The following is a 20,594-nucleotide window of genomic DNA, read 5'->3' on the forward strand; positions in this document are numbered from 1 at the left end:
CCCCACCATGGCCATCAACGAACTGCGCGCCATCGCCAACTTCGTGAAGGCGGCCGAACTGGGCAGCCTGCGCCAGGCCGCCGCCACGCAGGGCATCACGCCCCAGGCCTCCAGCCAGCTGCTGGTGCAGCTCGAGGCGCACCTGGGCGTGCGGCTGTTTCACCGCACCACCCGCAGCCTGAGCCTCACCGAAGAGGGGCGCCAGTTCCTCGCGTCGGCGCAGCCCGGCCTGGCCACGCTGCAACACGCCGTGCAGGGCGCACGGCGCGGCCGGGAAGAGATGGCGGGGCCGCTGCGCATCGTGGCGCCGCGCTCCATCCTGCTGGAGGTGATCTGGCCGGTGCTCGACGCGTTCTGCCGCCGCCACCCCCGGGTGGAGCCGGACGTGCAGCTCGACGACCGCATCGGCAACTGGGTGGAAGACCGCGTGGACGTGGGCTTTCGCTCGGGCTATCCGCCCGAGGGCGGCGTGGTGGCGCGGCGGCTGCTGGCGCTGCAGCTCATCGTGTGCGCCGCGCCGTCCTACATCGCACGACACGGCGCGCCCGCCAGCATCGACGCGCTGGCAACCCACACCTGCAGCGGCTTTCGGCACCCGTCCACGGGCAAGCCGATGCCGTGGGAATTCCAGGTGGGGGACGACATCGTCTCGCACGCCATCCCCGCCGCGTTCTGCACCAACGACATCGAGGTGGAAACCCGCGCCGTGCTGGGCGGGCACGCCATCGGCCAGCTGGTGGGCCCCACGGCCGCGCCGCTGGTGCGCAGCGGGCAGCTGGTGCCCCTGCTCACGGAGCACGTGGCCGAGCACCTGGGCCTGTACGTGTACTACGGCAGCCGCACCGCGCTGCCCGCCCGCGCGCGCGCCTTCATCGACCTGGCGGTGGAGATGGTGGCGAACAACCCCGCCCATGCGCTGACGCCGCAGGAGCTGGCGGCATCCCCCGGCCGCAAGGCCCGGCCGCGCAGGGCCAAGGGCTGAGAAAGAGAAACCGCCCCGGGCTCGCCCGCGCGGCGGCTCAGGCCGCGAAGCCGCCGTCGATGAGCAGGCTGGCCCCGGTCACCATGCCCGACTCGGGCCCGGCCAGGTAGGCCACCATGCCCGCGATCTCGTCGGGGTGCGCGTGGCGGCCGAGCGCCATCAGGCCGTGCATGCTGCCGGCCATAGGGCCGTCGGCGGGGTTCATGTCGGTGTTGACGGGACCGGGCTGCACGTTGTTCACGGTGATGCCGCGCGGCCCCAGGTCGCGCGCCAGCCCTTTCGTGAGGCCCACGATGGCGGCCTTGCTCATCGCATAGACGCTGAACCCGGCCCATGGCACGCGGTCGGAATTGGTGCTGCCGATGGTGATGACGCGGCCGTAGGCGCCGCCCTGGCCCATGTGGCGCGCGGCGGCCTGCGTGGCCACGAACACGGCGCGCACGTTCACGTCGAGGGTGTGGTCGAAGTCCGCCAGCGCGAAGCTGTCCAGCTCGCCCGCCACCGCCACGCCGGCGTTGTTGACGAGGATGTCCAGGCGGCCCAGCGTGCGCGCCGCGCCGTCGATGGCCTGCGCGAGCGCCTGCGCATCCGCGCTGTCGGCCCGCAACGCCAGGGCCTTGCCGCCGTCCGCCTCGATGGCGGCCACCAGCGCCTGGGCGGGGGCTTCGGAGCTGCTGTACGTGAAGGCCACGGCCGCGCCATCGCGTGCCAGGCGCCGCACGATGGCCGCGCCAATGCCGCGCGCGCCGCCGGTGACGAAGGCGGCCTTGCCGGCCAGCACGCGTGAAGCAGCGGCGGGCCCGGGGGCGGGGAGTGTGGTGTGGGGCACGGAAGACATGGTGTTTCTCCAGAAAAAGTGATGGTGAAGAGGAAGCGGTTCGTGGCAGAACCGGGAACACCTGCAGTGTCGGAAAACCATTGCACGGGCGGTAGCCATGAATGGGCTGGATCTATTTCAACCAGCAGTTGAAAATGTAGGCCATGCAGCCCCTGAGCCATCTCGAGTCCTTCGTCCAGTCCGCCGAGTGCGGCAGCTTCTCGGCCGCCGCGCGGCAGATGGGCCTCACGCCGGCCGCCGTGAGCAAGAACGTGGCGCGCCTGGAGGCCAGCCTGGGCGTGCGGCTGTTCCAGCGCAGCACGCGGCGCCTCACGCTCACCGAGGGCGGGCAGCGCCTGCTTGCGCAGATCGGCCCGCCGCTGACGGCGCTGGCCGATGCGGTGGAACACGCGGCCGAGGCCGAGCAGCAGCCCGCGGGCACGCTCAAGGTGAGCATGGGCCAGGCCTTTGGCCGGGCCTACCTGGTGCCGCTGCTCACCGAGTTCTTGCAGCGCTACCCCGCCATCCAGCCCGACTGGCGCTTCGAGAACCGCCAGGTCGACCTGATCGGCGAGGGCTTTGACGCAGGCATCGGCGGCGGCCTGAACCTGAACCCCGACATGGTGGCGCGCACGCTGGGCCCGATCCACCTGGTGGTGGTGGGCTCGCCCGCGCTGCTCAAGGGCTGCAAGGCACCGCGCCACCCGGCGGACCTGGCGCGGTGGGACGGCATCGCGCGCCGCGCCATCCGCACGGGGCGCATCCCGGTCATCACGCTGCGCAACAGGGCGGGCGAGGCCGCCGCGGCCGAGTTCCGCCCGCGTGCCGTGTTCGACGACCCCGAAGCCATGTGCCAGGCCGCGCTGATGGGCCTGGGCCTGGCCGTGCTGCCCATGCCGTTCGCGCAGCCCTGGCTGGCCAACGGCGGCCTGGTGCGCGTGCTGCCCGGCTGGTGGGCAGACGCAGGCCCCACCTCGCTCTACTACCCCAGCAAGAAGCTGCTGCCCGCGCGCACCCGGGTGTTCGTGGATTTCGTGGTGGAGCAGTTCGCGCAGCGCGGCTTCGCGCAGCGGGTGCGCGGCGACTGACCCGCAGCGCCCGCGCGCAGGCGGCCGTGGCCCACCGGGCATGGCCGCGTGGGAAGCGCTGCTGGCATCATGGCGCCTGTCCGCCGACACGGCGCCCTCCGGCCACCCGCCCAACCGCATGACCGCTTCCATCACCCCCGCCCCTTCCATGCCTTCCGGGGCCGCGCCGCTGCACATCGGCATCGTGGGCTGCTCCGCCGAGGGCGCGGCGCTGTGCTACCGCACCATCTGCACCGAAGGTGCCGCGATCCTGGGCCAGGCCCATGCGCACCCCGAGGTGTCGATGCATACCCCCTCGCTGGCCGCCTATGTCGACTGCCTGGAGCGGGGCGACCTGCAGGGCGTGGCCGACCTCATGCTGGCATCGGCCCGCACGCTGGCACGCGCGGGCGCGGACTTCCTGGTCTGCCCGGACAACACCATCCACCAGGCCTTCGACCGCGTGGCCCCCCACTCGCCGCTGCCCTGGCTGCACATCGCCGAGGTGGTGGCCGCCGAGGCGGCGGCGCGGGGCCACCGGCGGCTGGCGCTGACGGGCACGCGCTGGCTGGTGGACAGCAGCGTCTACCCCGACAAGCTGGCCGCCCAGGGCCTGGCCTGCGTGCGCCCCACCGAGGCCGAGCGCACCGAGATCGGCCGCATCATCATGGACGAGCTGGTGCCCGGCGTGGTGCGGCCCGAGGCGGTGGCCACGTTCCAGCGCGTGATCGCGCGCATGCAGCGCGAAGAGGGCTGCGATGCCGTGGTGCTGGGCTGCACCGAGATTCCGCTCATCATCAGCGACGCGAATTCCGCGCTGCCCACGCTCGACTCCACGCGGCTGCTCGCGCGCGCGGCGCTGCGCAGGGCCGTGGGCAGCGGCGGCAGGGCCTGAGCGCAGGCGCGCGGCACTGCGCCCCGCCGCGCCGCCTTTGTTCTTTGGCCGGCGCAAAGGTTGCGGCGCCTACACTGCGCGCACCGTCCGTTCTTCGCCCGAAGGAGCCCGCATGCGCCCCCGCTGGACCCGCCGTTCGACCTGCATCGCCCTGGCCCTGCCCGCCTGCCTGGCCGCTGGCGCCGCGCTGGCCCAGCCGGCACCCGCCGGCGCCTGGCGCGAAGCCCCGGCCCCCGGCGAGCAGGCACTGGATGCCGCCGCCTTCCAGGGGCCCGATGCCGCGCTGGCCCGCGAGTTCACCGACGTGCAGAGCGCCGTGGTGGTGCTGGACGGGCGCGTGGTGTACTCGTTCTACCGCGACGGCGACGCCGAGAAGCTGCGCGACACGCAGTCCGCGTCCAAAAGCGCGCTGTCGGTGCTGCTGGGCACGGCCCTCGCGCAGGGCCGCATCGCCAGCGTGGACCAGCGCGTGGTGGACCTGGTGCCCGAGTGGGCCGGGGCCCACAGCGACCCGCGCGCGGCCGCCATCACGCTGCGGCACCTGCTCACGCTGACGGCGGGCTTCGCGGTCCGCGACGCCATCGGCACCGCCGCGCCGCTGCGCCCGCGCGATGCCTGGGCACGCCCGCTGGCCAGCGACCCGGGCCAGGCCTTCGCCTACGACAACTCGGTCGTGCCGCTGCTCGTCGCCGTGCTGGAGAAAGCCACGGGCATGCCCCTGGCCGACTACGCGCGCCAGCAGCTGGTGGGCCCCCTGGGCTTCGCCGAGCCGTCGTACCGGCAGGGCCTGCACCTGCGCACGCTCGACATGGCCAAGCTGGGCCAGCTCTACCTGCGGCATGGGCGGTGGAACGGCCAGCCGCTGGTGCCCGAGGCATTCGCCGATGCGTCGGTGAAGGCGCAGAACGCGGGCGGCCCGCCGGTGGGCCTGTCGTACGGCTACCTGTGGTGGGTGGTGCCGTCGCCAGCGCCGCGCCCGACCTTCCTGGCCAGCGGCTACGGCGGCCAGTTCATCTGGGTGTACCCACCCCTGGACCTGGTGGTGGCCACCACCTCCGCGGTGTCGCCGGACAGCCACCGGCGCGGCCATGCGCTGCAGTGGATCCGCACGCAGGCGTTCGCGGCGGCCCAGCAGCGCGCGCAGGGCGCGCCGCGCTGATCCGCGAAAGCCGCCCAGGGAATTTCAGGCAAAAAGGCCTTCAGCGCTTTTCCATTAAGCGCTGATAGCTATATTTTTAATAGCAAATGTAGACAAATGCGGACGACGGCGCTCAAGGCTGCGGCTTGTTCACGAAGGCCACCACCAGTCCCCGGGCCGTCACGGTGATGGGCCCCGGCTGCAGGCCCAGGCCGTCGAACACGGCCGTGTCCTGCGGGCGCAACTGGTGCAGCACCACCTCGCGCAGCGACTGCTCGGCGAGCACCGGGCCGTAGGCGTTGAGCATCTCGTTCACGGCCGGCTTGAGGCTCGGGAAATCCAGGCGCCCCAGCCGGATCTGGTGGGCACGCACCGTGCGGTCGCCGGCCTCGTAGCGCAACGCGAATTCCACATCGAACGTGCCCGCATGGCTGCGGCGCAGCGCCGGGCCCGCGACCTCCACGGCCATGGTGGCTCCCAGCCGGTTGGCCTCGGGCAGCAGGCGCAGGCGCGGCGCCTGCACGGCCAGGTCCACCAGCCCCTGCACCGGCACGCTGCGCGGAAACTTCTGCGCCACGGCCTCCTGCAGCTGCCCGAGCGGCACGGTGTAGCTGGGCTGGGCCCGGGCGGCGCGCAGCCCGGCCAGGGCGGAGGCCCCCCCGGCCAGGCCCCGCAGCGCGGTGCCCAGGAATCTTCTGCGGTGCACCATGCGTGCGCTCCTTTGCTGCGGTGATGGTGGTGGTGGTGGGATCGGCCCCGGGCGGCGCGGGCCCGCAATAATCAGCGCCATGACGCCCCCGCCCGTGCACCATTGCCAGGTTTTTGCCTCGCCCTGGCAAGGTGTGTACTGCACACGCGCCGAAAGTTCCCGCCGCTACGGCAAGCACTGGCACGCAGTCTACGGGCTGGGCCTGCTGGACGACGGCGCGCAAAGCTCGGCCAGCGGGCGCGGGCCGGTGGATGCCTATGCGGGCGACCTCATCACCACCAACCCGGGCGAGGTGCACGACGAGCAGCCGCTGGGCAGCGCATCGCGCCGCTGGCGCATGGTGTACATCGAACCGGCGGTGCTGCAGGCCCTGGCCGACGACGAGGGCGCCGTGGCGGGGCAGGCCGGCATCGCGCTCACGCGCCCCGTGATCCAGGACGCCGCCCTGGCCCGCGCGCTCCACACCCTGGTCGCGCGCATCGCCCTGTGGAATGTGGTGCAGCCGCCGGCGCCGCCCACCGCAGCGATGGCCGGCGCCGTGGACCGCCTGGCCTGCGAGGAGTCGCTGGCCCAGACCTGCGCCCTGCTGCTGCAGCGCCACGCCAGCACGCCCCCGGCAACTGCCCCGCGCACCGCCCACGCCGCGCCCGCGCTCGGGCAGGTGCGCGACTGGCTGGCCGACGCGCCCCTGGCGCCCCCCACGCTCGCGCAGATGGCCGCCTTCGCCGGGCTCAGCCGCTACCAGCTGCTGCGGCGTTTCGCCGGCACCTACGGGCTGCCGCCGCACGCCTGGCTGCTGCAGCAGCGCGCCGAGCGCAGCCGCCACCTGATCGGCCAGGGCGTGGGCCTGGCCGATGCGGCGGCGGCCAGCGGCTTCGCCGACCAGAGCCACATGACGCGCATGTTCACGCGGCAGTTCGGCTTCACGCCGGGCGCGTGGCAGAAGGCCCGGCGCGGCCCGGCGGCGCAATAACGTTCAAGACGCGCCGCGCCAGACGCCGCAGACTGGCCGCTGATTCACCACTTCGGCAGGGTTTCCGGTCATGTCAGATTCATTCAAGGGCCAGCTGCTGTGCAGCCTGGCGATGGTGCTCGTGGGCAGCACGGTGGTGGCCAGCAAGGTCATCGGCCAGGACATCGAACCTTTTCTCGCCACCGTGCTGCGGCACGCGCTGGCGCTGCCCGTGTTCTTTGCGCTGATGCGCTGGCGCGGCCAGCGGCTGCCGCGCGTGGGCCGGCGCGACGCGGTGCTGCTCACGGTGCAGGCGGCCGCAGGGAGCGTGGGGTACTCGGTGCTGCTCATCCTGGGCGTCACGCTGTCGAGCGCATCGGACGCGGGCATCGTGGCGGGCACGCTGCCTGCCGCGGCCGCGCTGCTCTCGGCCGTGGTGCTGGGTGAGCGGCCCGCGCTGCGCCTGGTGCTGGCCATCGGGCTGGCCACGCTGGGCGTGATGGCCGTGGCTTTCTCGCCCGGCGGCGGCGGGGCCAGCCCCGCGCGGCTGGCGGGCATCGCGCTGGTGCTGGCCGCCGTGGCCTGCGAGGCGGTCTTCATCCTGGCCCACAAACGCCTGGCGCGGCCGGTGCCCGCGCTGGCGCTGTCCACCCTCATGTCGGCGGGCGGCCTGCTGCTGTCGGCCCTGCCCGCCGCGTGGCTGGCGTGGCGCGCCGCCACCCCCCTGGCCTTCGGCGCGCCCGCGCTGGCGGGCGTGCTGTACTACGCGTGGGTGCCCACGGTGGGCGGCTTTCTGCTGTGGTACGCCGGCAGCGCGCGCACCAGCGGCGTGCGCGCCTCGCTGGCCACGGTGTGGCTACCCGTGTCGGCCCTGGTGCTGTCGGTGCTGCTGCTCGGCGAGTCCGTGCGCCCTTGGCAATGGGCGGGCCTGGCCTGCGTGCTGCTGGCCATGGTGCTGGCGGCCAGGGGCGCCCCGGAGCGGGCGACGGCGCGCGGGGAACGGGCCACCCTGCGCGCCTAGCGCCCCACCACCGACCAGCCGGCCTGCTGGTTGGTCTTGTCGTTCTCGTACTCCCACGCGGTTCCGCAGCGGTCGCACACGTAGCGGGTGATGGTGACGGAGCCGTGGTCGCGGTCTTCCTTGCGATTGCCCCGCTGCACCAGTTCGGCATGGCCCGGCGCCTTGCGCCAGTTGCGCTGGATGCCCTGGCAGGGCTCGCACAGCGCCATGGGTTTGAGTTCGTTCTGTCGCGCCAGGTCTTTGGTCATGGGGGGCAGCCTTGGGGGCCGTGGTGTCGGGGTGGGATTGCATGCTGCGGGGCGGCTACTGTAAGCCACCCGCGCACGCCCGGGCGAAACACGGCGCCCGAACCACTCCCCGCCACAGGCCCGGCAGCGCGCCGGCGCTGGATGGACCGGCACAGCAAGCTATCAAAACAAGAGCTTAATGCGGCCCCAGCAGCTTGGCCATGCGCGCATTGCGCAGCACCACGCCCTGCCGCTCGGCGTGCTGGCGTGCCAGGACCTCGAAGCCGCTGGCGGCGAAGAAGGACTCGGCGGCCAGGCTTACATCGGCATGCAGCCGCGCGATGCCGCGCCGCGCCGCCTGCGCGTGGATGTGCGCCATGAGCGCGCGGGCCACGCCCTGGCCGGCCCAGTCGGGCGCGACGAAGAACTGGTCGATGTACCCCGTGGGCTGCAGGTCGGCAAACCCCGCGATGGCGTTGCCGTCCGCGGCCTGGGCGACGAAGGGCTGGTTGGCCCGCATGCGGGCGGCCCACTGCGCGGCGTCGTGCTGCGGAGGTGCCCAGGCCGCGAGCTGCCCGGGGGTGTAGTGCCTCGCGGCCAGGCCGTGCACCGACGCGTGGAAGACGGCGTGCAGCAGGGCTTCATCGCCGGGGCGAAAGTCGCGGATGAGGATCTCGGGCAGGGGCATGGGCGTGAAGGCGGACGGGGGGCAGAGGCAGGAAAAGCGCGCGATTGTGCCGCACGCCGGGGGCGCTGCGGCCCGACGGGACGCACCGGCGCTGCCTCGGGCTGCGGGGACGTAGGCCGTGGCGCACGGAAGCCCGGGATCACCCGCCGCGACGCCCTCCCCGGCGCCCCGATAGCATTGCCCGCATGCCCCGCGCCCCTTCGCCCGCCCTGCACCTGCCCGCAACACCCCCGCCCGGCCCGCCGCTCGTGCGGGCCGCCATCGATTTCGCGGCCCCCGCGCACGAGGTGGCGCGGCGCCTGATCGGCGTGACGCTGCTCGTGGACGGCGTGGGCGGCCGCATCGTGGAGACCGAGGCCTACGACCAGTCGGACCCGGCATCGCACACCTTTGGCGGGCCCACCGCGCGCAACGCCGCCATGTTCGGGCCACCGGGCTGCGCGTACGTGTACCGCTCGTACGGCCTGCACTGGTGCATCAACACCGTGTGCCGCGAGGCCGGGCACGGCGCCGGCGTGCTGCTGCGCGCGCTGGAGCCCACCCACGGCATCGGCACCATGCAGGCGCGGCGCGGGCTGGAGGACGCGCATCTGCTGTGCGCGGGCCCCGGGCGCCTGGCCCAGGCGCTGGGCATCGATGCCAGCTTCAACGGACGGCCGCTGCACCTGCCGCCATTCGCGCTGCTGGAGCCCGATGCGGCCGGCGCCCCCGGCTGCCCCCCCGTCGGCGTGGTGGCCGGCCCGCGCATCGGCATTTCCAAGGCGGTCGATGTGCCGTGGCGCTTCGGGCTTCGCGGGTCGCGCTACCTGAGCCGCGCGTTTGCCGCTCCGGCGGGCGCTGGCGGGCCCGGCCGCCGCTGAAAGGACGCCTCAGCCCGCGGCCATGCGCAGCCTGCGCGCCGCGTCCTCGGCCCGCGCATCGTCGATCTCGCGCAGCACCGCCTGCATGTCCACGTCGGCATGGTCCGGCGCGTAGCGGCCCGTGAGCGGCGTGGCGTTGTCGAGCAGGCCGCTCTGGAACAGGCTCCAGATCTCGGGGCCGTACTGGGTGCTGCGCAGCTCGGGCGCGAACTGGCCGAAGAAGTCGCGCAGGTTGGCCACGTCGCGCAGCAGCATGCGCTGGGCATGGTTGTTGCCGGCGGCGTCCACCGCCTGGGGCAGGTCGATGATGACGGGGCCATCGTGGCCCCCTTCGCCATCAGCGCCGGGCAGGTGCGCCAGCAGGATGTTGAACTCCGACAGGTCCCCATGCACCACACCCGCGCACAGCATGCGCACCACCTCGGCCACCAGCGTGGCGTGGTGGGTGCGCGCGTCCTCGGGCGTGAAGCTCACGTCGTTCAGGCGCGGCGCGGCGTCGCCGTGGGCGTCGGTCACCAGCTCCATCAGCAACACGCCGTCGTGAAAGTTGTAGGGCTGCGGCACGCGCACGCCCGCGGCGGCCAGGCGGTACAGCGCATCGACCTCGGCGCTTTGCCAGGCGGCCTCCTGCTCCTGCCGGCCGAACTTGCTGCCCTTGGCCATGGCGCGGGCCGAGCGCGAGTTCTTGACCTTGCGGTTCTCGGTGTAGTCCACCGCCTGGCGGAAGCTGCGGTTGTTGGCCTCTTTGTAGATCTTGGCGCAGCGGGTGTCGTCCCCGCAACGCACCACGTAGACCATGGCCTCCTTGCCGCTCATGAGCTGCCGGACCACGGAGTCGATCAGGCCTTCCTCGATGAGGGACTGGAGTCTGGGGGGTGCTTTCATCGGGCCTGTGCGCTAGAGGGGAAGCGGACCATTGTCGCCGCATGGCCGGTGCACGGCCTTGGCGGGTGGGGGCGGGCGCGGCGGACGCCACGTGCTGAACGACAATCCGGCGGCTGCCCGCCCCCGTGGGCACGCCATCCCTTCCCCGCCGCGCCCAGCTCCCCGGAGACCTTCCCCATGCCCTTCGCCATTGCGCCCCCAGCCCCTGCCCTGCGCGCCGTCTTGCTCGGGTGCCTGCTGGCCTGTGGGTGCGCCGGGGCCGCGCAGCCGGCGGCGGCGGCCGGGTTCCGCCCGGGCGCGTACGCCGATGCGCTCGGCGGCCCGGCGGTGGTGTGCGTGACCTCGGAGCACATGGCCCGCCTCACGGCCGCCGCCTGGAAACTCGCCCTGCAGCAGCGCGGCGTGGACTGCACGCTCAGCGAGTCCGCCCGGCCGATGCCCGGCCACGAAACCTGGGCGGCCAGCTGCACGGGCCCGGCCCTGGGCGCCAGCGCCCCGCACCGCTACCGGTTCACGGTGCACGCCGACGGCGACCAGCTCGTCATCGACAGCAGCATGGCGGCTTCCGCGGGCCCGCCGATGATGATGACGAAGAAGGCCTTTGCCGGCAGGTACCAGGGGGCGTGCGCGCCCGGCCACCCGCCCCTGGACGTGGAGGCCTACCTGGACGGCATGCACGGCAGCGAAGGCACGCCCGCGCAGGCAGGCGCCCGCAAGGCGGTGGCCCTGGACCTCATCCGCTGCGGCCATGTGTTCAACGGGCTGTCGCTCGGCGTGGCGAAACCCCGGCAGGAAGGCATGCGCGCAGCAGCGGCGGCGATGATCGCGGCCGCCGTGGAGCTGCACCCCGGAGAGGGCGGCTTCCACCTGGAAGCGCTCAGGCAATCCGCGCCCGAGGTGTCCGCCGAGCTGGTGGGGGCGCCCGCGGAGAAGAAGTTTGCGCTGTACCAGTCGTGCAGCCCGTACCTGGAGCCGGAGGGTGTCGCGCGGGCCGTGCAAGGCCGCATGGCGGCGGACGCGGCCGCACGCTAGGCCCGTGGTACGCGATGCGCGGCTACAGCGCCCCCGCGTCCCGGGCGCGAAGCGCGGCCAGCCGCTGGTGCACCGCGTCGCCCGCATCCACGGGCCGCTGGTGCTTGGCCTCGAGGTAGTGGGTGGTGAACACGTCCAGGTACGCCTCCAGCGCCTGCGCGGCATGCGCCTCGCCCGCCAGCTCCAGGCACAGGGCGCCGACCTCGGACGTGCAGAAATGGTCCCTGCGCGTGGACCGGCGCAGGTGGTAGCGCGAGAGCTGCTCGGGCTGCAGGCTGAGCACGGGCAGGAGGTCGAGGTACGGGCTCTTGCGGAACATCTTGCGGGCCTCGGGCCAGGTGGCGTCGAGCAGCACGAACAGTGGGCGCTTGCCTTCTGGCATGGCCACCTGCGTGACCACGCGCCCGGGCGCCACGAACTCGCCGGGGAACACCACATACGGCTGCCACTGCGGGTCGGACAGCAGCGCCAGCAGGCCGGGGTGCACCTCGGTGCGGGCCCAGCCAAAGGCAAACGTGTCGGGCACCACGTCGGCGATCAGCCAGCCCGTGTTGCTGGGCTTGAGCGGTTCGATGTCGGCCATCAGCAGGCACATGCCCGCGCGCGTGGGCAGCACGGGCCGCAGCGCGCAGATGCAGTGGCTGGGCACCAGGCGGCAGCCCGCGCAGCGCTCGCCCCTGGGGCCGCCCCGGGCCAGGAAGGGCTTGGCGCTGCGCGCCAGGCGCTCGGCGCGCAGGCGCGCCACCGCGTGCGGCGCGGCGGGGTTCGCGGGGGAATGCGTCACTGCCCGCCCGCCTGTTCCAGGGCAAACAGCGGCACCTGGGCCTGGCGGCTCAGCCACACGCCGCCGCCCAGTTCGATCGCGCCCTCCTGCAGGCCGCGCCGGTACAGCTCGGCGCGGTGGCGGAACAGGCGCGGATCGGTCAGGTCCTCGTCGATGATGTCGCGCTCGTAGTCCTCGCGCGAGACGGCCTCCACGTACAGCGCGCCGCGGCTCAGGCGCCCCAGGTTGTGCAGCGCGGCCTTCAGGTCCGGCGGGCTCAGGTAGGGCAGCACGCCCTGGCAGATGACGAGGTCGAACGGCTCGCCGGCCGCGTAGTCCACCACCGAGCCCTGCTGCCATCCGAAGCGCTCGCACAGGTAGGCGCTGAACTCCACGCCCTGGTAGGTGGCCAGCGGGAAATGCCGCGCCACGATGTCCTTCCACAGCCCGATGCCGCAGCCCACGTCCAGCACGCGCTGCACCGGCACGCGCAGGTACTTGAGGTAGCTGCACACGAACGTGCCCAGGCGCTCGACATGGTCCGGGTCCACCACGCTGGTCTTCTTGTCGAAGTAGTAGCGCTGGTAGTAGGCCTCGTCGAAGGTGGTGGCGCTGGCGGATTTCAATGGGGGTCCTTGTGTCTAGGCGGTGGGTGTGAAGCGGGCGAGTATCCCCCACCCGGCCGCGCACGGCTGCGTGTAGGCTGTCGCCATGGATTCGCTGATCACCGCCGCCGCACGCGCGCTGGCCGCCGGGGACCCGCTGGGCGCGCTCAAGCGCGTGGCGCTGCGCGACGACCCGCCCGCGCTGGCCCTGCGCGGCATCGCCATGGCCCAGCTGGGCGAGCTGGCCCGCGCGCGCGACCTGCTGCGGCAGGCGGGCCGCGCGTTTGGCGCCCACGAGGCCCGGGCCCGCGCGCGCTGCGCGGTGGCCGAGGCCGAGGTGGCGCTGGCCCTGCGCGACCTGGGCGGCCAGGGCCAGGCACTGCTGGCGGCGGCCGACACGCTGCAGGCCCATGGCGACGCGATCAACGCCCTGCAGGCCCGGCTGGTGGCGGCCCGCAGGCTGATTCTGCTGGGGCGGCTGGCGCAGGCCTCCGCCGCACTCGCAGCCATCCAGGCGGCGGGCATGCCGGCCCAGCTGCCCGCGCCGCTGGCCGCCGTGGCCGCGCTCACGGCCGCAGAGCTGGCCCTGCGCACCTTGCACATCGACGCCGCAGACGCCGCGCTGCAGCGGGCCGCCGAGGCGGCCGGCCACGCCGGGGTGCCCGCCCTGGTGGCCGAGGTGGCCCACGCCCGCACGCTGCTCCAGCAGCCCGCGGCCCGCCGCCTGGGGCCGGGCACAGAGCACCTGCTGCAGCTGCGGGACGTGGCGGCGCTGCGCGCAGCGGGCGACACACTGGTGGTGGACGCCTGCCGCCACGGCGTGCAGGCGGGCGGCGCGTGGCACCCGCTGGCGCGCCGGCCGGTGCTGTTTGCACTCGTGCGCGCGCTGGCCCAGGCGTGGCCGGGCGACGCGGACCGCGATACGCTGATCGCCGACGTGTTCCGCACGCGCCACCCCGACGAGACCCACCGCGCCCGCCTCCGCGTGGAAATGGGGCGCCTGCGCGCGCTGATGGCACCGCTGGCGGGCGTGGAGGCCACCGCACGCGGCTTCGTGCTGCGCCCCCAGGGGGGCCGCGGGGTGGCCGTGCTCGCGCCGCCGGTCGATGGCGCGCAGGGCGCGCTGCTGGCGCTGCTGTCCGACGGCGCCGCGTGGTCCACATCGGCCCTGGCGCTCGCGCTGGGCGACAGCCAGCGCACCGTGCAGCGCGCGCTGGCCGAGCTGGAGGCCGGCGGCCAGGTGCGCGCCATCGGCCAGGCCCGCGCCCGCCGCTGGCTGGCGGCGCCGCTCGTCGGATTCACGACGATCTTGTTACTCCCCACGGCGCAGCCGATTCCCTAAAGTGGCATCACCAACCGTTGAAGGAGCCCAGCCATGACCACCATCACCCGCACCCCACAAGCCCCCCGCGACGCAGCCTGCAGCAGCCAGGTGGGCGACACCCCGCCGCCGCACCGGCAGATGCCCATCGCCTCGCGCCAGCCCGCCCAGGTGGTGCGCGAGTACGGACCGTTCGGCGATGCCGGGGCGGTCCATGGCGTGACGCACGACGGCCAGCGCGTGTGGGCCGCCACGGGCGAGCACCTGGTGGCTTTCGACCCCGCCAGCGGCACCACCGCCCGCACGCTCGACGTGGCGTGCGACGCGGGCACGGCCTTCGACGGCACGCACCTCTACCAGATCGCCGAGGCGCGCATCGACAAGATCGACCCTTCCACCGGCCGCGTCCTGGCCACCATCCCCGCGCCGGGCGGCGGCAACGACTCGGGCCTGACCTGGGCCGAAGGCAGCCTGTGGGTGGGCCAGTACCGCGACCGCAAGATCCACCAGATCGACCCCGCCACGGGGGCCATCCGCCGCACCATCGAGTCCGACCGCTTCGTGACCGGCGTGACCTGGGTGGACGGCGAGCTGTGGCACGGCACCTGGGAGGGCGACGAAAGCACGCTGCGCCACATCGACCCCGCCAGCGGTGCCGTGCTGCAGCAGCTGGACCTGCCGCAGGGCATGGGCGTGAGCGGGCTCGAGTCCGACGGGGCCGGCCTGTTCTACGCCGGCGGCGGCAGCAGCGGCAAGGTGCGCGCCGTGCGCCGGCCCGGGGCGCCCCGCGCCTGAACGGGGCGGCCGCGCGCCGCGCCCATCGCCGTGCACCCCACGGGCCCTGCACCGGCCCCGCGCTTTCCGCGCGGGCCGCAGGCCGGGGACAGGTGCGCCTGGCCCGCCCGCGAGCCCATCCTTCTTCTACCCCACCCACCACCCCATCGAGGAGTCCTCCATGAACGCCCCCACACAACAACATCCCGTGGTCTCCGCCCGCCAATGGCTGGCCCAGCGCCACACCCTGCTGGCCCGCGAGAAGGCGCTGACCCGCCTGCGCGACGAGATCGCCCAGGAGCGCCGCGCACTGCCCTGGACCCGCGTGGACAAGCGCTACACCTTCGACACGCCCCAGGGCCCGCGCGCCCTGGCCGACCTTTTCGACGGCCGCAGCCAGCTGCTGGTGCAGCATTTCATGTTCGGCCCGGGGTGGGAGCAAGGCTGCCCCAGCTGCTCGTTCATGGCCGACCACCTGGGTGGCATGGAGCTGCACCTGCAGCACCGCGACGTGTCGGTGCTTGCCATCTCGCGCGCGCCGCTGGCCGAGATCGAGCGCTTTCGCGAGCGCATGGGCTGGCGGTTCCGCTGGGTGTCGTCGCACGGCAGCGACTTCAACCACGACTTCGCCGTGAGCTTCACGCCCGAACAGCGCGCACGGGGAAACGGCGAGGTCTTCTACAACTACGGCATGCGGCCGTTCCCCGCCGAGGAGGCACCGGGCATCAGCGTGTTTTTGCGCAACGATGCGGGCGAGGTGTTCCACACCTACTCGACCTTCGGGCGCGGCGTCGAGGCCATGATGGGCACCTACCAGCTGCTGGACCTGACGCCGCTGGGGCGCCACGAAACCAACCCGGCCTACCCCATGGACTGGGTGCGCCACCACGACCGCTACGCGCCCGCCGACGCCGCCCGCACCCCGGCCGCTCCGGCTGCGCAGGCAAGCCAGGCCCACCCGGCACCGGGCGCGTGCTGCGCCGCACGGGGCTGAACACCGCCCCACGGCCATGGACACCCTCTGGCCCTGGCTCGCCACCGCCGCGCTGGGCGCCCTGCATGGGATGAACCCTGCCACGGGATGGGGACTGGCGGCGGCCTGGGGCCTGCGGACGCACGACCACGGCATCCCGCTGCGCACCGTGCTGCCCCTGGCCACCGGGCACCTGGCCTCGGTGGCGCTGGTGGCCGCCACGGCGGTGTGGGGCCTGCCGCTGGCCCGGCCCGTGCTGCTGGCGGTGGCGGGCGGGTTGTGCGCGGTGGTGGTGCTGGCCCACCTGCGTGGGCATACTGCGCCGCCCGGCATCCGCGGGCCTGCCGGGCCCGCGGGCCTGGCCCTGTGGTCCTTTGGGACGGCCACCGCCCACGGCGCGGGGCTGATGCTGGTGCCCGCGCTGGCGCCGCTGTGCCTGGGCGGTGGCGCGGCAGGGGGCGGTGCCGCATCCACCCCCCTGCTGCTGGCGCTGGCCGCACTGGGCGTTCACACCCTGGCCATGCTGGCGGCCAGCGCCGCCATGGCCGCCGCCGCATGCCGTGGCGTGCGGGGGGCCACACGCTGGCTGCAGCGCCACAAGCGCCGCGCCTGCCGCCCAGTCCGTTGACTATGCCTTTGGGGGGCGGTGCAGCGCGCAGAGCTTGTTGCCGTCCGGGTCGCGCAGGTACGCCAGGTACAGCTTGCCGCCGGGGCCTTCGCGGTAGCCGGGCGGGTCTTCGCAGGTGGTGCCCCCGTGGGCGACACCCGCCGCATGGAACGCATCGGCCTGCTCGGGCGACTGCATGGCAAAGCCGATGGTGCCGCCGTTGGCAAAGGTGGCGGCCTCGCCATTGATGGGGGTGCTGATGCAGAAGGTGCCGGAGGGGCCCCGGTAGAAGTAGCGGTTCTTGTTGGCGACGCCAGGGGGCACACCGATGGTGCCGAGCAGCGCGTCGTAGAACTTTCGGGATACCTCCAGGTCGTTCACACCGACCATCACATGACTGAACATACTTTTTTGTCTCCGCTGGGCCCCGATGGGGCGGTTGATGGGCGAAGGGATGTTACCGGCTGCGCACCCGCGCGCTGTCGCCCAGCAGACCGTGGCGCGGGCAGCGCCTGCTTGGAGTGAGTGGCCTGCACGGCGCGCGGGGGCACCACTGCCGGCGAACACGCTGCAGCCTGGCATTTTTCAAGCCAAAATGCCCTGGAGCGCACATTCAATCACCGCCATCAGCTATCAATTAGAGAGCATTCACCCTCCCGCCATGCCACCCACCGCCCACTTCACCCCCGTCCCCCTCGACAAGGCCTACCGCCTGCTCAACCACGGCCCCACCGTGCTGGTGTCGGCCGCGCACGCCGGCCAGCACAACGTGATGGCGGCCGCCTGGGCCTGCGCGCTGGACTTTTCCCCGCCCAAGGTGACGGTGGTGCTCGACAAGGCCACGCGCACGCGCGAACTGGTGGAGGCCAGCGGCGCCTTCGCGCTGCAGCTGCCCACCGTGCCCATGGCGGCGATGACCGTGGCCATTGGCACCGACAGCGCCAAGACCCACCCCGACAAACTGCGGCAGCACGGCGTGGAGCTGTTCCACGCCCCCGGCCACGCCAATACCCCGCTGGTGCACGGCTGCGCGGCCTGGCTGCTGTGCCGCGCCATCCCCGAGCCGCACAACCAGCAGGCCTACGACCTCTTCATCGGCGAAGTGGTGGCAGCCTGGGCGGACGAGCGCGTGTTCCGCAACGGGCACTGGGAGTTCGACACAGCACCCCAGGAGCTGCGCACGCTGCACTACGTGGCGGGCGGGCAGTTCTATGCGACGGGGGCGTCGGTCGTGGTGTGAAAGGCGCTGTGGCCACCACAGCGCGGCAGGAAGGGCAGTGGGGGCCGCCTCCCGGAGAATCCGGTCCATGCGGAATACCCTAGTGGCTCCGGTTCTTTGACCAGATAATATGCATGCATAGCGAATGCGAAGCCGCTGCGCTGCCGTGCCACGGTCAACCGCAGTCCCGGCGCGCTGCGGCAGCGGCGCCGTGCGGCGGCTGCCTTTCGACTTCGCTGCGTGTATCCCCCGGTTGTAGATGAAACAAGGAAGCTGAAATGAACATGGGTTTTCGAAAGACCGTGCTGGCCGTGGCGAGCGGCGTGGTGGTGTCGGTAGGTGGGGCAGGGGTTGCGCAGGCGCAGTCGCTCACCATCGCGCTGGCGGCCGAGCCGACCGCGGCCGATCCGCACTATCACAAGATGACGGCCAACGATGCTTTTTCGGCCCATGTCTATGACTCGCTGGTGGCGCGCAACGCCAAGATGGAGCTGATCCCTTCGCTGGCCACGTCGTGGAAGAACCTGGACAACCTGACCTGGGAGTTCAAGCTGCGCCCCGGCGTCAAGTTCTCGAACGGCCAGCCGTTCACGTCCAAGGACGTGCTGTTCACCATCTGCCGCACGCTGAACAACGAGACCAACGTCTCGGAGTCGTACACCGACACCACCAAGCGCATCACCGACGTGAAGACGCCCGATGACCTGACCGTGATCATCAAGACCGTGGCGCCGCTGCCGCTGCTGCCCGCCGAAATGGCGCGTTCATTGCCGATTCTGTGGAGCGGTATTGCCCAGGGCGGCAAGCTCGCGTTCGCACCCAAGACGGGCTGCGGCGTGACCGGCGCCTGGCCGACCGTGACCGATTTCAATACCGGCAAGACCGCCATCGGCACCGGCCCGTTCCTGATGAAGTCCTACGTCAAGGGCACCGGCATCCAGCTGGAGCGCAACGAAGCCTACTGGGGCGAGAAGCCCCACTGGAAGACGGTGAAGATGGTGCCGGTGCCCAGCGCCGGCCCGCGCCTGACGGGCCTGCTGTCGGGTGACTACGACGTGATCGAGAACCCCGCCGCGCGCGACCTGACGCGTGTGAAGGACAACGCCAAGTTCGACTTCGTCGCCACGCCATCGACGCGCCTCGTGTTCCTGCAGCCCGACATCGGCCGCAACCCCAGCCCCCTGGTGAAGGCCGCCGACGGCAAGAACCCGCTGCAGGATGTGCGCGTGCGCCGGGCCATGAACATGGCCATCGACCGCAAGGCCATCGTGCAGCGCATCATGGACGGCATGGCCACGCCCGCCTACCAGTACATGCCCGACGGCATGTTCGGCGCGCTGCCCCAGGCCCCCGAGATCAAGTTCGATCCCGAAGGCGCCAAGAAGCTGCTGGCCGAAGCCGGTTACCCCAACGGCTTCGAGCTGACGCTGTCATCCACCAACGACCGCTACGTGAACGACGCCCAGGTGGCCCAGTCGGTGGCGCAGTACTTCACGCGCATCGGCATCAAGACCAACGTGGATGCGATGACCGCGTCGATCTACTTCCCCAAGCGTGCCAAGCGCGAATTCAGCCTGCCCATGGGCGGCTGGCCCGCGGAAACGGGCGAGGCGTCGGCGCTGTTCCAGCTGTGGGTGGCATCGCTGGATGCGCCCAAGGGCCAGGGCACCAGCAACTACGGCGCCAACTACAACCCCGAGTTCGACAAGCTGTACCTGCCGGCCGCCGACACGGTGGACCCCGCCAAGCGCAAGGCCGGCCTGGAAGCCGCCACCAAGTTCGCCCTGGACAACGTGGCGCTGATCCCGCTGCACTTCGAGAGCAGCATCTGGGCCTTCAAGAAGGGCCTGAGCTACGAAGGCCGCCGCGACCAGTACACGCTGGCCACCTCGGTCAAGGCCAAGTAAGCCACTGCCGGCCAGTGGACGGATACGGGGTGCGCTTGCGCACTCCGTATTTTTATTTGCCACGCCGCGTTGTCGCAGGCCCGCCATGTCCAGGCCCCCACGCCTTGGCCTTTGCAACGCCACCGTGGCGCGGCTTCCATCCATTTCGCAAGGGGGTGCCTGAGTGCTCGTCTTCATCCTGCGAAGGTTCATGCAGAGCCTTCTTGTCCTCCTGGCGGTGTCGCTGGTGGTGTTCTTTGCGGTGTATGCCGTGGGCGACCCCATCGAACTGCTGGTCAACGCCGAGGCCAGCGAGGCCGACCGCCTGGCGATGATCAAGCGCCTGGGCCTCGACCTGCCCATCTGGCAGCAGTACACGAGCTTTCTGTTTCGCGCGCTCAAGGGCGACCTGGGCACCTCGTTCGTGCACGGGATTCCGGCCATCGAACTGATCGTGCAGCGCATTCCGGCCACGCTGGAGCTGGTGCTGGTGGCGATCACGCTGACCATCGTGGTCGGCATTCCGCTGGGCCTGGTCGCCGGCCTCAAGAATGACAAGCCCACGGGGCGGGGGCTGATGGCGGGCTCGGTGCTGGGTTTTTCGCTGCCCAACTTCTGGCAGGGCATGGTGCTGATCCTGTGTTTCGCCGTGTGGCTGCAGTGGCTGCCCGCCGCGGGGCGTGGTGACACGGTGGCGGTGTTCGGCGTGCCGCTGTCGTTGCTGACGGCGGATGGCTGGTCGCATGTGATGCTGCCGGCCGTGAACCTGGCGCTGGCCAATATCGCGCTGGTGTTGCGCCTGACGGCGACGGGCGTGGTGGACGCCAAGACACAGGAGTACGTGAAATTCGCCCGCGCCAAGGGCCTGACGCCGCGCCGCATCCTCACGCGCCACATCCTGCGCAACATCCTGATCCCGGTGGTCACGGTGATCGGCATGGAGTTTGGCTCGCTGATCGCCTACTCCACCATCACCGAGACCGTGTTTGCCTGGCCCGGCATGGGCAAGCTGCTGATCGACAGCATCTACCAGCTCGACCGCCCCGTGGTCGTGGCGTACGTGATGCTGGTGACCTTCATCTTCGTGATGATCAACATGCTGGTGGACATGCTGTATGCGGCGCTGGACCCGCGCGTGCAGCTGCAAGAGTCCGAATAGGAAAGCGGGCACAA

At 72.2% G+C, this 20,594-nt stretch carries 23 protein-coding genes; 15 read left to right on the forward strand and 8 right to left on the reverse strand.

What is annotated here, in order from left to right; genetic code table 11:
- The first annotated feature begins 7 nt into the window (after nt 1-7).
- Entirely contained in the window at nt 8-982 is a 975-nt protein-coding gene (locus AC07OD_RS12140) for a LysR family transcriptional regulator (protein WP_494596839.1), read from the forward strand.
- Between the two features lie 37 nt (nt 983-1,019).
- Here the strand turns inward: AC07OD_RS12140 and AC07OD_RS12145 are convergent, their stop codons facing one another.
- Nucleotides 1,020-1,820 (reverse strand): SDR family oxidoreductase, encoded by an 801-nt coding sequence (locus AC07OD_RS12145; protein ID WP_492806609.1) that lies wholly within the window; start codon nt 1,818-1,820, stop codon nt 1,020-1,022.
- 143 nt (nt 1,821-1,963) lie between these two features.
- On the opposite strand from AC07OD_RS12145, the gene AC07OD_RS12150 reads away from it, so the two are divergent.
- The 3 genes from AC07OD_RS12150 (at nt 1,964) to AC07OD_RS12160 (ending at nt 4,920) form a co-directional block, all read left to right on the forward strand.
- Nucleotides 1,964-2,887 carry a LysR family transcriptional regulator gene (locus AC07OD_RS12150; protein WP_494596841.1) on the forward strand — a complete coding sequence of 308 codons (924 nt, stop codon included), beginning with the start codon at nt 1,964-1,966 and terminating at the stop codon, nt 2,885-2,887.
- 148 nt (nt 2,888-3,035) lie between these two features.
- Nucleotides 3,036-3,761, forward strand: a complete 726-nt coding sequence (locus tag AC07OD_RS12155; RefSeq protein WP_218341797.1) for an aspartate/glutamate racemase family protein — start codon at nt 3,036-3,038, stop codon at nt 3,759-3,761.
- A gap of 112 nt (nt 3,762-3,873) precedes the next feature.
- The gene (locus tag AC07OD_RS12160) at nt 3,874-4,920 is read left to right on the forward strand and encodes a serine hydrolase domain-containing protein (protein ID WP_494596843.1); all 1,047 of its coding nucleotides are present in this window, start codon (nt 3,874-3,876) and stop codon (nt 4,918-4,920) included.
- A 112-nt stretch (nt 4,921-5,032) separates the two neighbouring features.
- Here the strand turns inward: AC07OD_RS12160 and AC07OD_RS12165 are convergent, their stop codons facing one another.
- Nucleotides 5,033-5,608 (reverse strand): DUF1439 domain-containing protein, encoded by a 576-nt coding sequence (locus AC07OD_RS12165; RefSeq protein WP_218341733.1) that lies wholly within the window; start codon nt 5,606-5,608, stop codon nt 5,033-5,035.
- Nucleotides 5,609-5,687: 79 nt separating this feature from the next.
- Between AC07OD_RS12165 and AC07OD_RS12170 the strand changes: the two genes are divergently transcribed.
- Nucleotides 5,688-6,581 (forward strand): AraC family transcriptional regulator, encoded by an 894-nt coding sequence (locus tag AC07OD_RS12170; protein WP_494596845.1) that lies wholly within the window; start codon nt 5,688-5,690, stop codon nt 6,579-6,581.
- 70 nt (nt 6,582-6,651) lie between these two features.
- Nucleotides 6,652-7,581 (forward strand): DMT family transporter, encoded by a 930-nt coding sequence (locus AC07OD_RS12175; protein WP_492806612.1) that lies wholly within the window; start codon nt 6,652-6,654, stop codon nt 7,579-7,581.
- On the opposite strand, the gene AC07OD_RS12180 is transcribed toward AC07OD_RS12175, so the two are convergent.
- On the reverse strand, nt 7,578-7,829 hold the full coding sequence (locus AC07OD_RS12180) for a hypothetical protein (protein WP_218298083.1): 252 nt from the start codon (nt 7,827-7,829) through the stop codon (nt 7,578-7,580). The two genes, AC07OD_RS12175 and AC07OD_RS12180, sit on opposite strands and share 4 nt — an antisense overlap.
- 175 nt (nt 7,830-8,004) lie before the next feature.
- Nucleotides 8,005-8,496, reverse strand: a complete 492-nt coding sequence (locus tag AC07OD_RS12185) for a GNAT family N-acetyltransferase (RefSeq protein WP_218298095.1) — start codon at nt 8,494-8,496, stop codon at nt 8,005-8,007.
- Between the two features lie 185 nt (nt 8,497-8,681).
- Here AC07OD_RS12185 and AC07OD_RS12190 point away from each other — a divergent pair, with 185 nt between their 5' ends.
- Nucleotides 8,682-9,356: a DNA-3-methyladenine glycosylase gene (locus AC07OD_RS12190; protein WP_494596848.1), complete on the forward strand. Its 675-nt coding sequence runs from the start codon at nt 8,682-8,684 to the stop codon at nt 9,354-9,356.
- A gap of 9 nt (nt 9,357-9,365) precedes the next feature.
- Here AC07OD_RS12190 and AC07OD_RS12195 read toward each other — a convergent pair whose 3' ends face one another.
- The gene (locus tag AC07OD_RS12195) at nt 9,366-10,241 is read right to left on the reverse strand and encodes a PA4780 family RIO1-like protein kinase (RefSeq protein WP_494596850.1); all 876 of its coding nucleotides are present in this window, start codon (nt 10,239-10,241) and stop codon (nt 9,366-9,368) included.
- 177 nt (nt 10,242-10,418) lie between these two features.
- On the opposite strand from AC07OD_RS12195, the gene AC07OD_RS12200 reads away from it, so the two are divergent.
- Nucleotides 10,419-11,273, forward strand: a complete 855-nt coding sequence (locus AC07OD_RS12200; RefSeq protein WP_494596852.1) for a DUF3617 domain-containing protein — start codon at nt 10,419-10,421, stop codon at nt 11,271-11,273.
- A gap of 22 nt (nt 11,274-11,295) precedes the next feature.
- Here AC07OD_RS12200 and AC07OD_RS12205 read toward each other — a convergent pair whose 3' ends face one another.
- Both AC07OD_RS12205 and AC07OD_RS12210 read right to left on the reverse strand, forming a co-directional pair.
- Nucleotides 11,296-12,057, reverse strand: coding sequence for a tRNA-uridine aminocarboxypropyltransferase (locus tag AC07OD_RS12205; protein WP_218298087.1), 762 nt, complete (start codon nt 12,055-12,057; stop codon nt 11,296-11,298).
- Nucleotides 12,054-12,662 carry a class I SAM-dependent methyltransferase gene (locus AC07OD_RS12210; protein WP_218298088.1) on the reverse strand — a complete coding sequence of 203 codons (609 nt, stop codon included), beginning with the start codon at nt 12,660-12,662 and terminating at the stop codon, nt 12,054-12,056. The genes AC07OD_RS12205 and AC07OD_RS12210 overlap by 4 nt, the downstream gene beginning before the upstream one ends.
- A gap of 85 nt (nt 12,663-12,747) precedes the next feature.
- Between AC07OD_RS12210 and AC07OD_RS12215 the strand changes: the two genes are divergently transcribed.
- The 4 genes from AC07OD_RS12215 to AC07OD_RS12230 all read left to right on the forward strand — a co-directional run bounded on the left by AC07OD_RS12215 (nt 12,748) and on the right by AC07OD_RS12230 (nt 16,337).
- Entirely contained in the window at nt 12,748-13,983 is a 1,236-nt protein-coding gene (locus tag AC07OD_RS12215) for a helix-turn-helix domain-containing protein (protein WP_494596855.1), read from the forward strand.
- Nucleotides 13,984-14,103: 120 nt separating this feature from the next.
- On the forward strand, nt 14,104-14,757 hold the full coding sequence (locus AC07OD_RS12220; RefSeq protein WP_218339512.1) for a Vgb family protein: 654 nt from the start codon (nt 14,104-14,106) through the stop codon (nt 14,755-14,757).
- A gap of 160 nt (nt 14,758-14,917) precedes the next feature.
- Nucleotides 14,918-15,730 carry a DUF899 domain-containing protein gene (locus tag AC07OD_RS12225; protein ID WP_494596857.1) on the forward strand — a complete coding sequence of 271 codons (813 nt, stop codon included), beginning with the start codon at nt 14,918-14,920 and terminating at the stop codon, nt 15,728-15,730.
- 16 nt (nt 15,731-15,746) lie between these two features.
- Nucleotides 15,747-16,337 (forward strand): hypothetical protein, encoded by a 591-nt coding sequence (locus AC07OD_RS12230; protein ID WP_494596859.1) that lies wholly within the window; start codon nt 15,747-15,749, stop codon nt 16,335-16,337.
- Here the strand turns inward: AC07OD_RS12230 and AC07OD_RS12235 are convergent, their stop codons facing one another.
- Nucleotides 16,338-16,721, reverse strand: coding sequence for a VOC family protein (locus AC07OD_RS12235; protein ID WP_218297200.1), 384 nt, complete (start codon nt 16,719-16,721; stop codon nt 16,338-16,340).
- A gap of 256 nt (nt 16,722-16,977) precedes the next feature.
- Here AC07OD_RS12235 and AC07OD_RS12240 point away from each other — a divergent pair, with 256 nt between their 5' ends.
- From AC07OD_RS12240 to AC07OD_RS12250, 3 genes are all read left to right on the forward strand, one after another.
- Entirely contained in the window at nt 16,978-17,556 is a 579-nt protein-coding gene (locus AC07OD_RS12240; protein ID WP_494596861.1) for a flavin reductase family protein, read from the forward strand.
- A 263-nt stretch (nt 17,557-17,819) separates the two neighbouring features.
- Nucleotides 17,820-19,442, forward strand: coding sequence for an ABC transporter substrate-binding protein (locus AC07OD_RS12245; RefSeq protein ID WP_494597036.1), 1,623 nt, complete (start codon nt 17,820-17,822; stop codon nt 19,440-19,442).
- A gap of 163 nt (nt 19,443-19,605) precedes the next feature.
- Complete coding sequence (locus AC07OD_RS12250; protein ID WP_492806619.1) at nt 19,606-20,580, forward strand: ABC transporter permease; 975 nt, start codon at nt 19,606-19,608, stop codon at nt 20,578-20,580.
- Nucleotides 20,581-20,594: the final 14 nt, after the last annotated feature.

Source organism: Acidovorax sp. GW821-FHT10E03 (genome assembly GCF_059415205.1).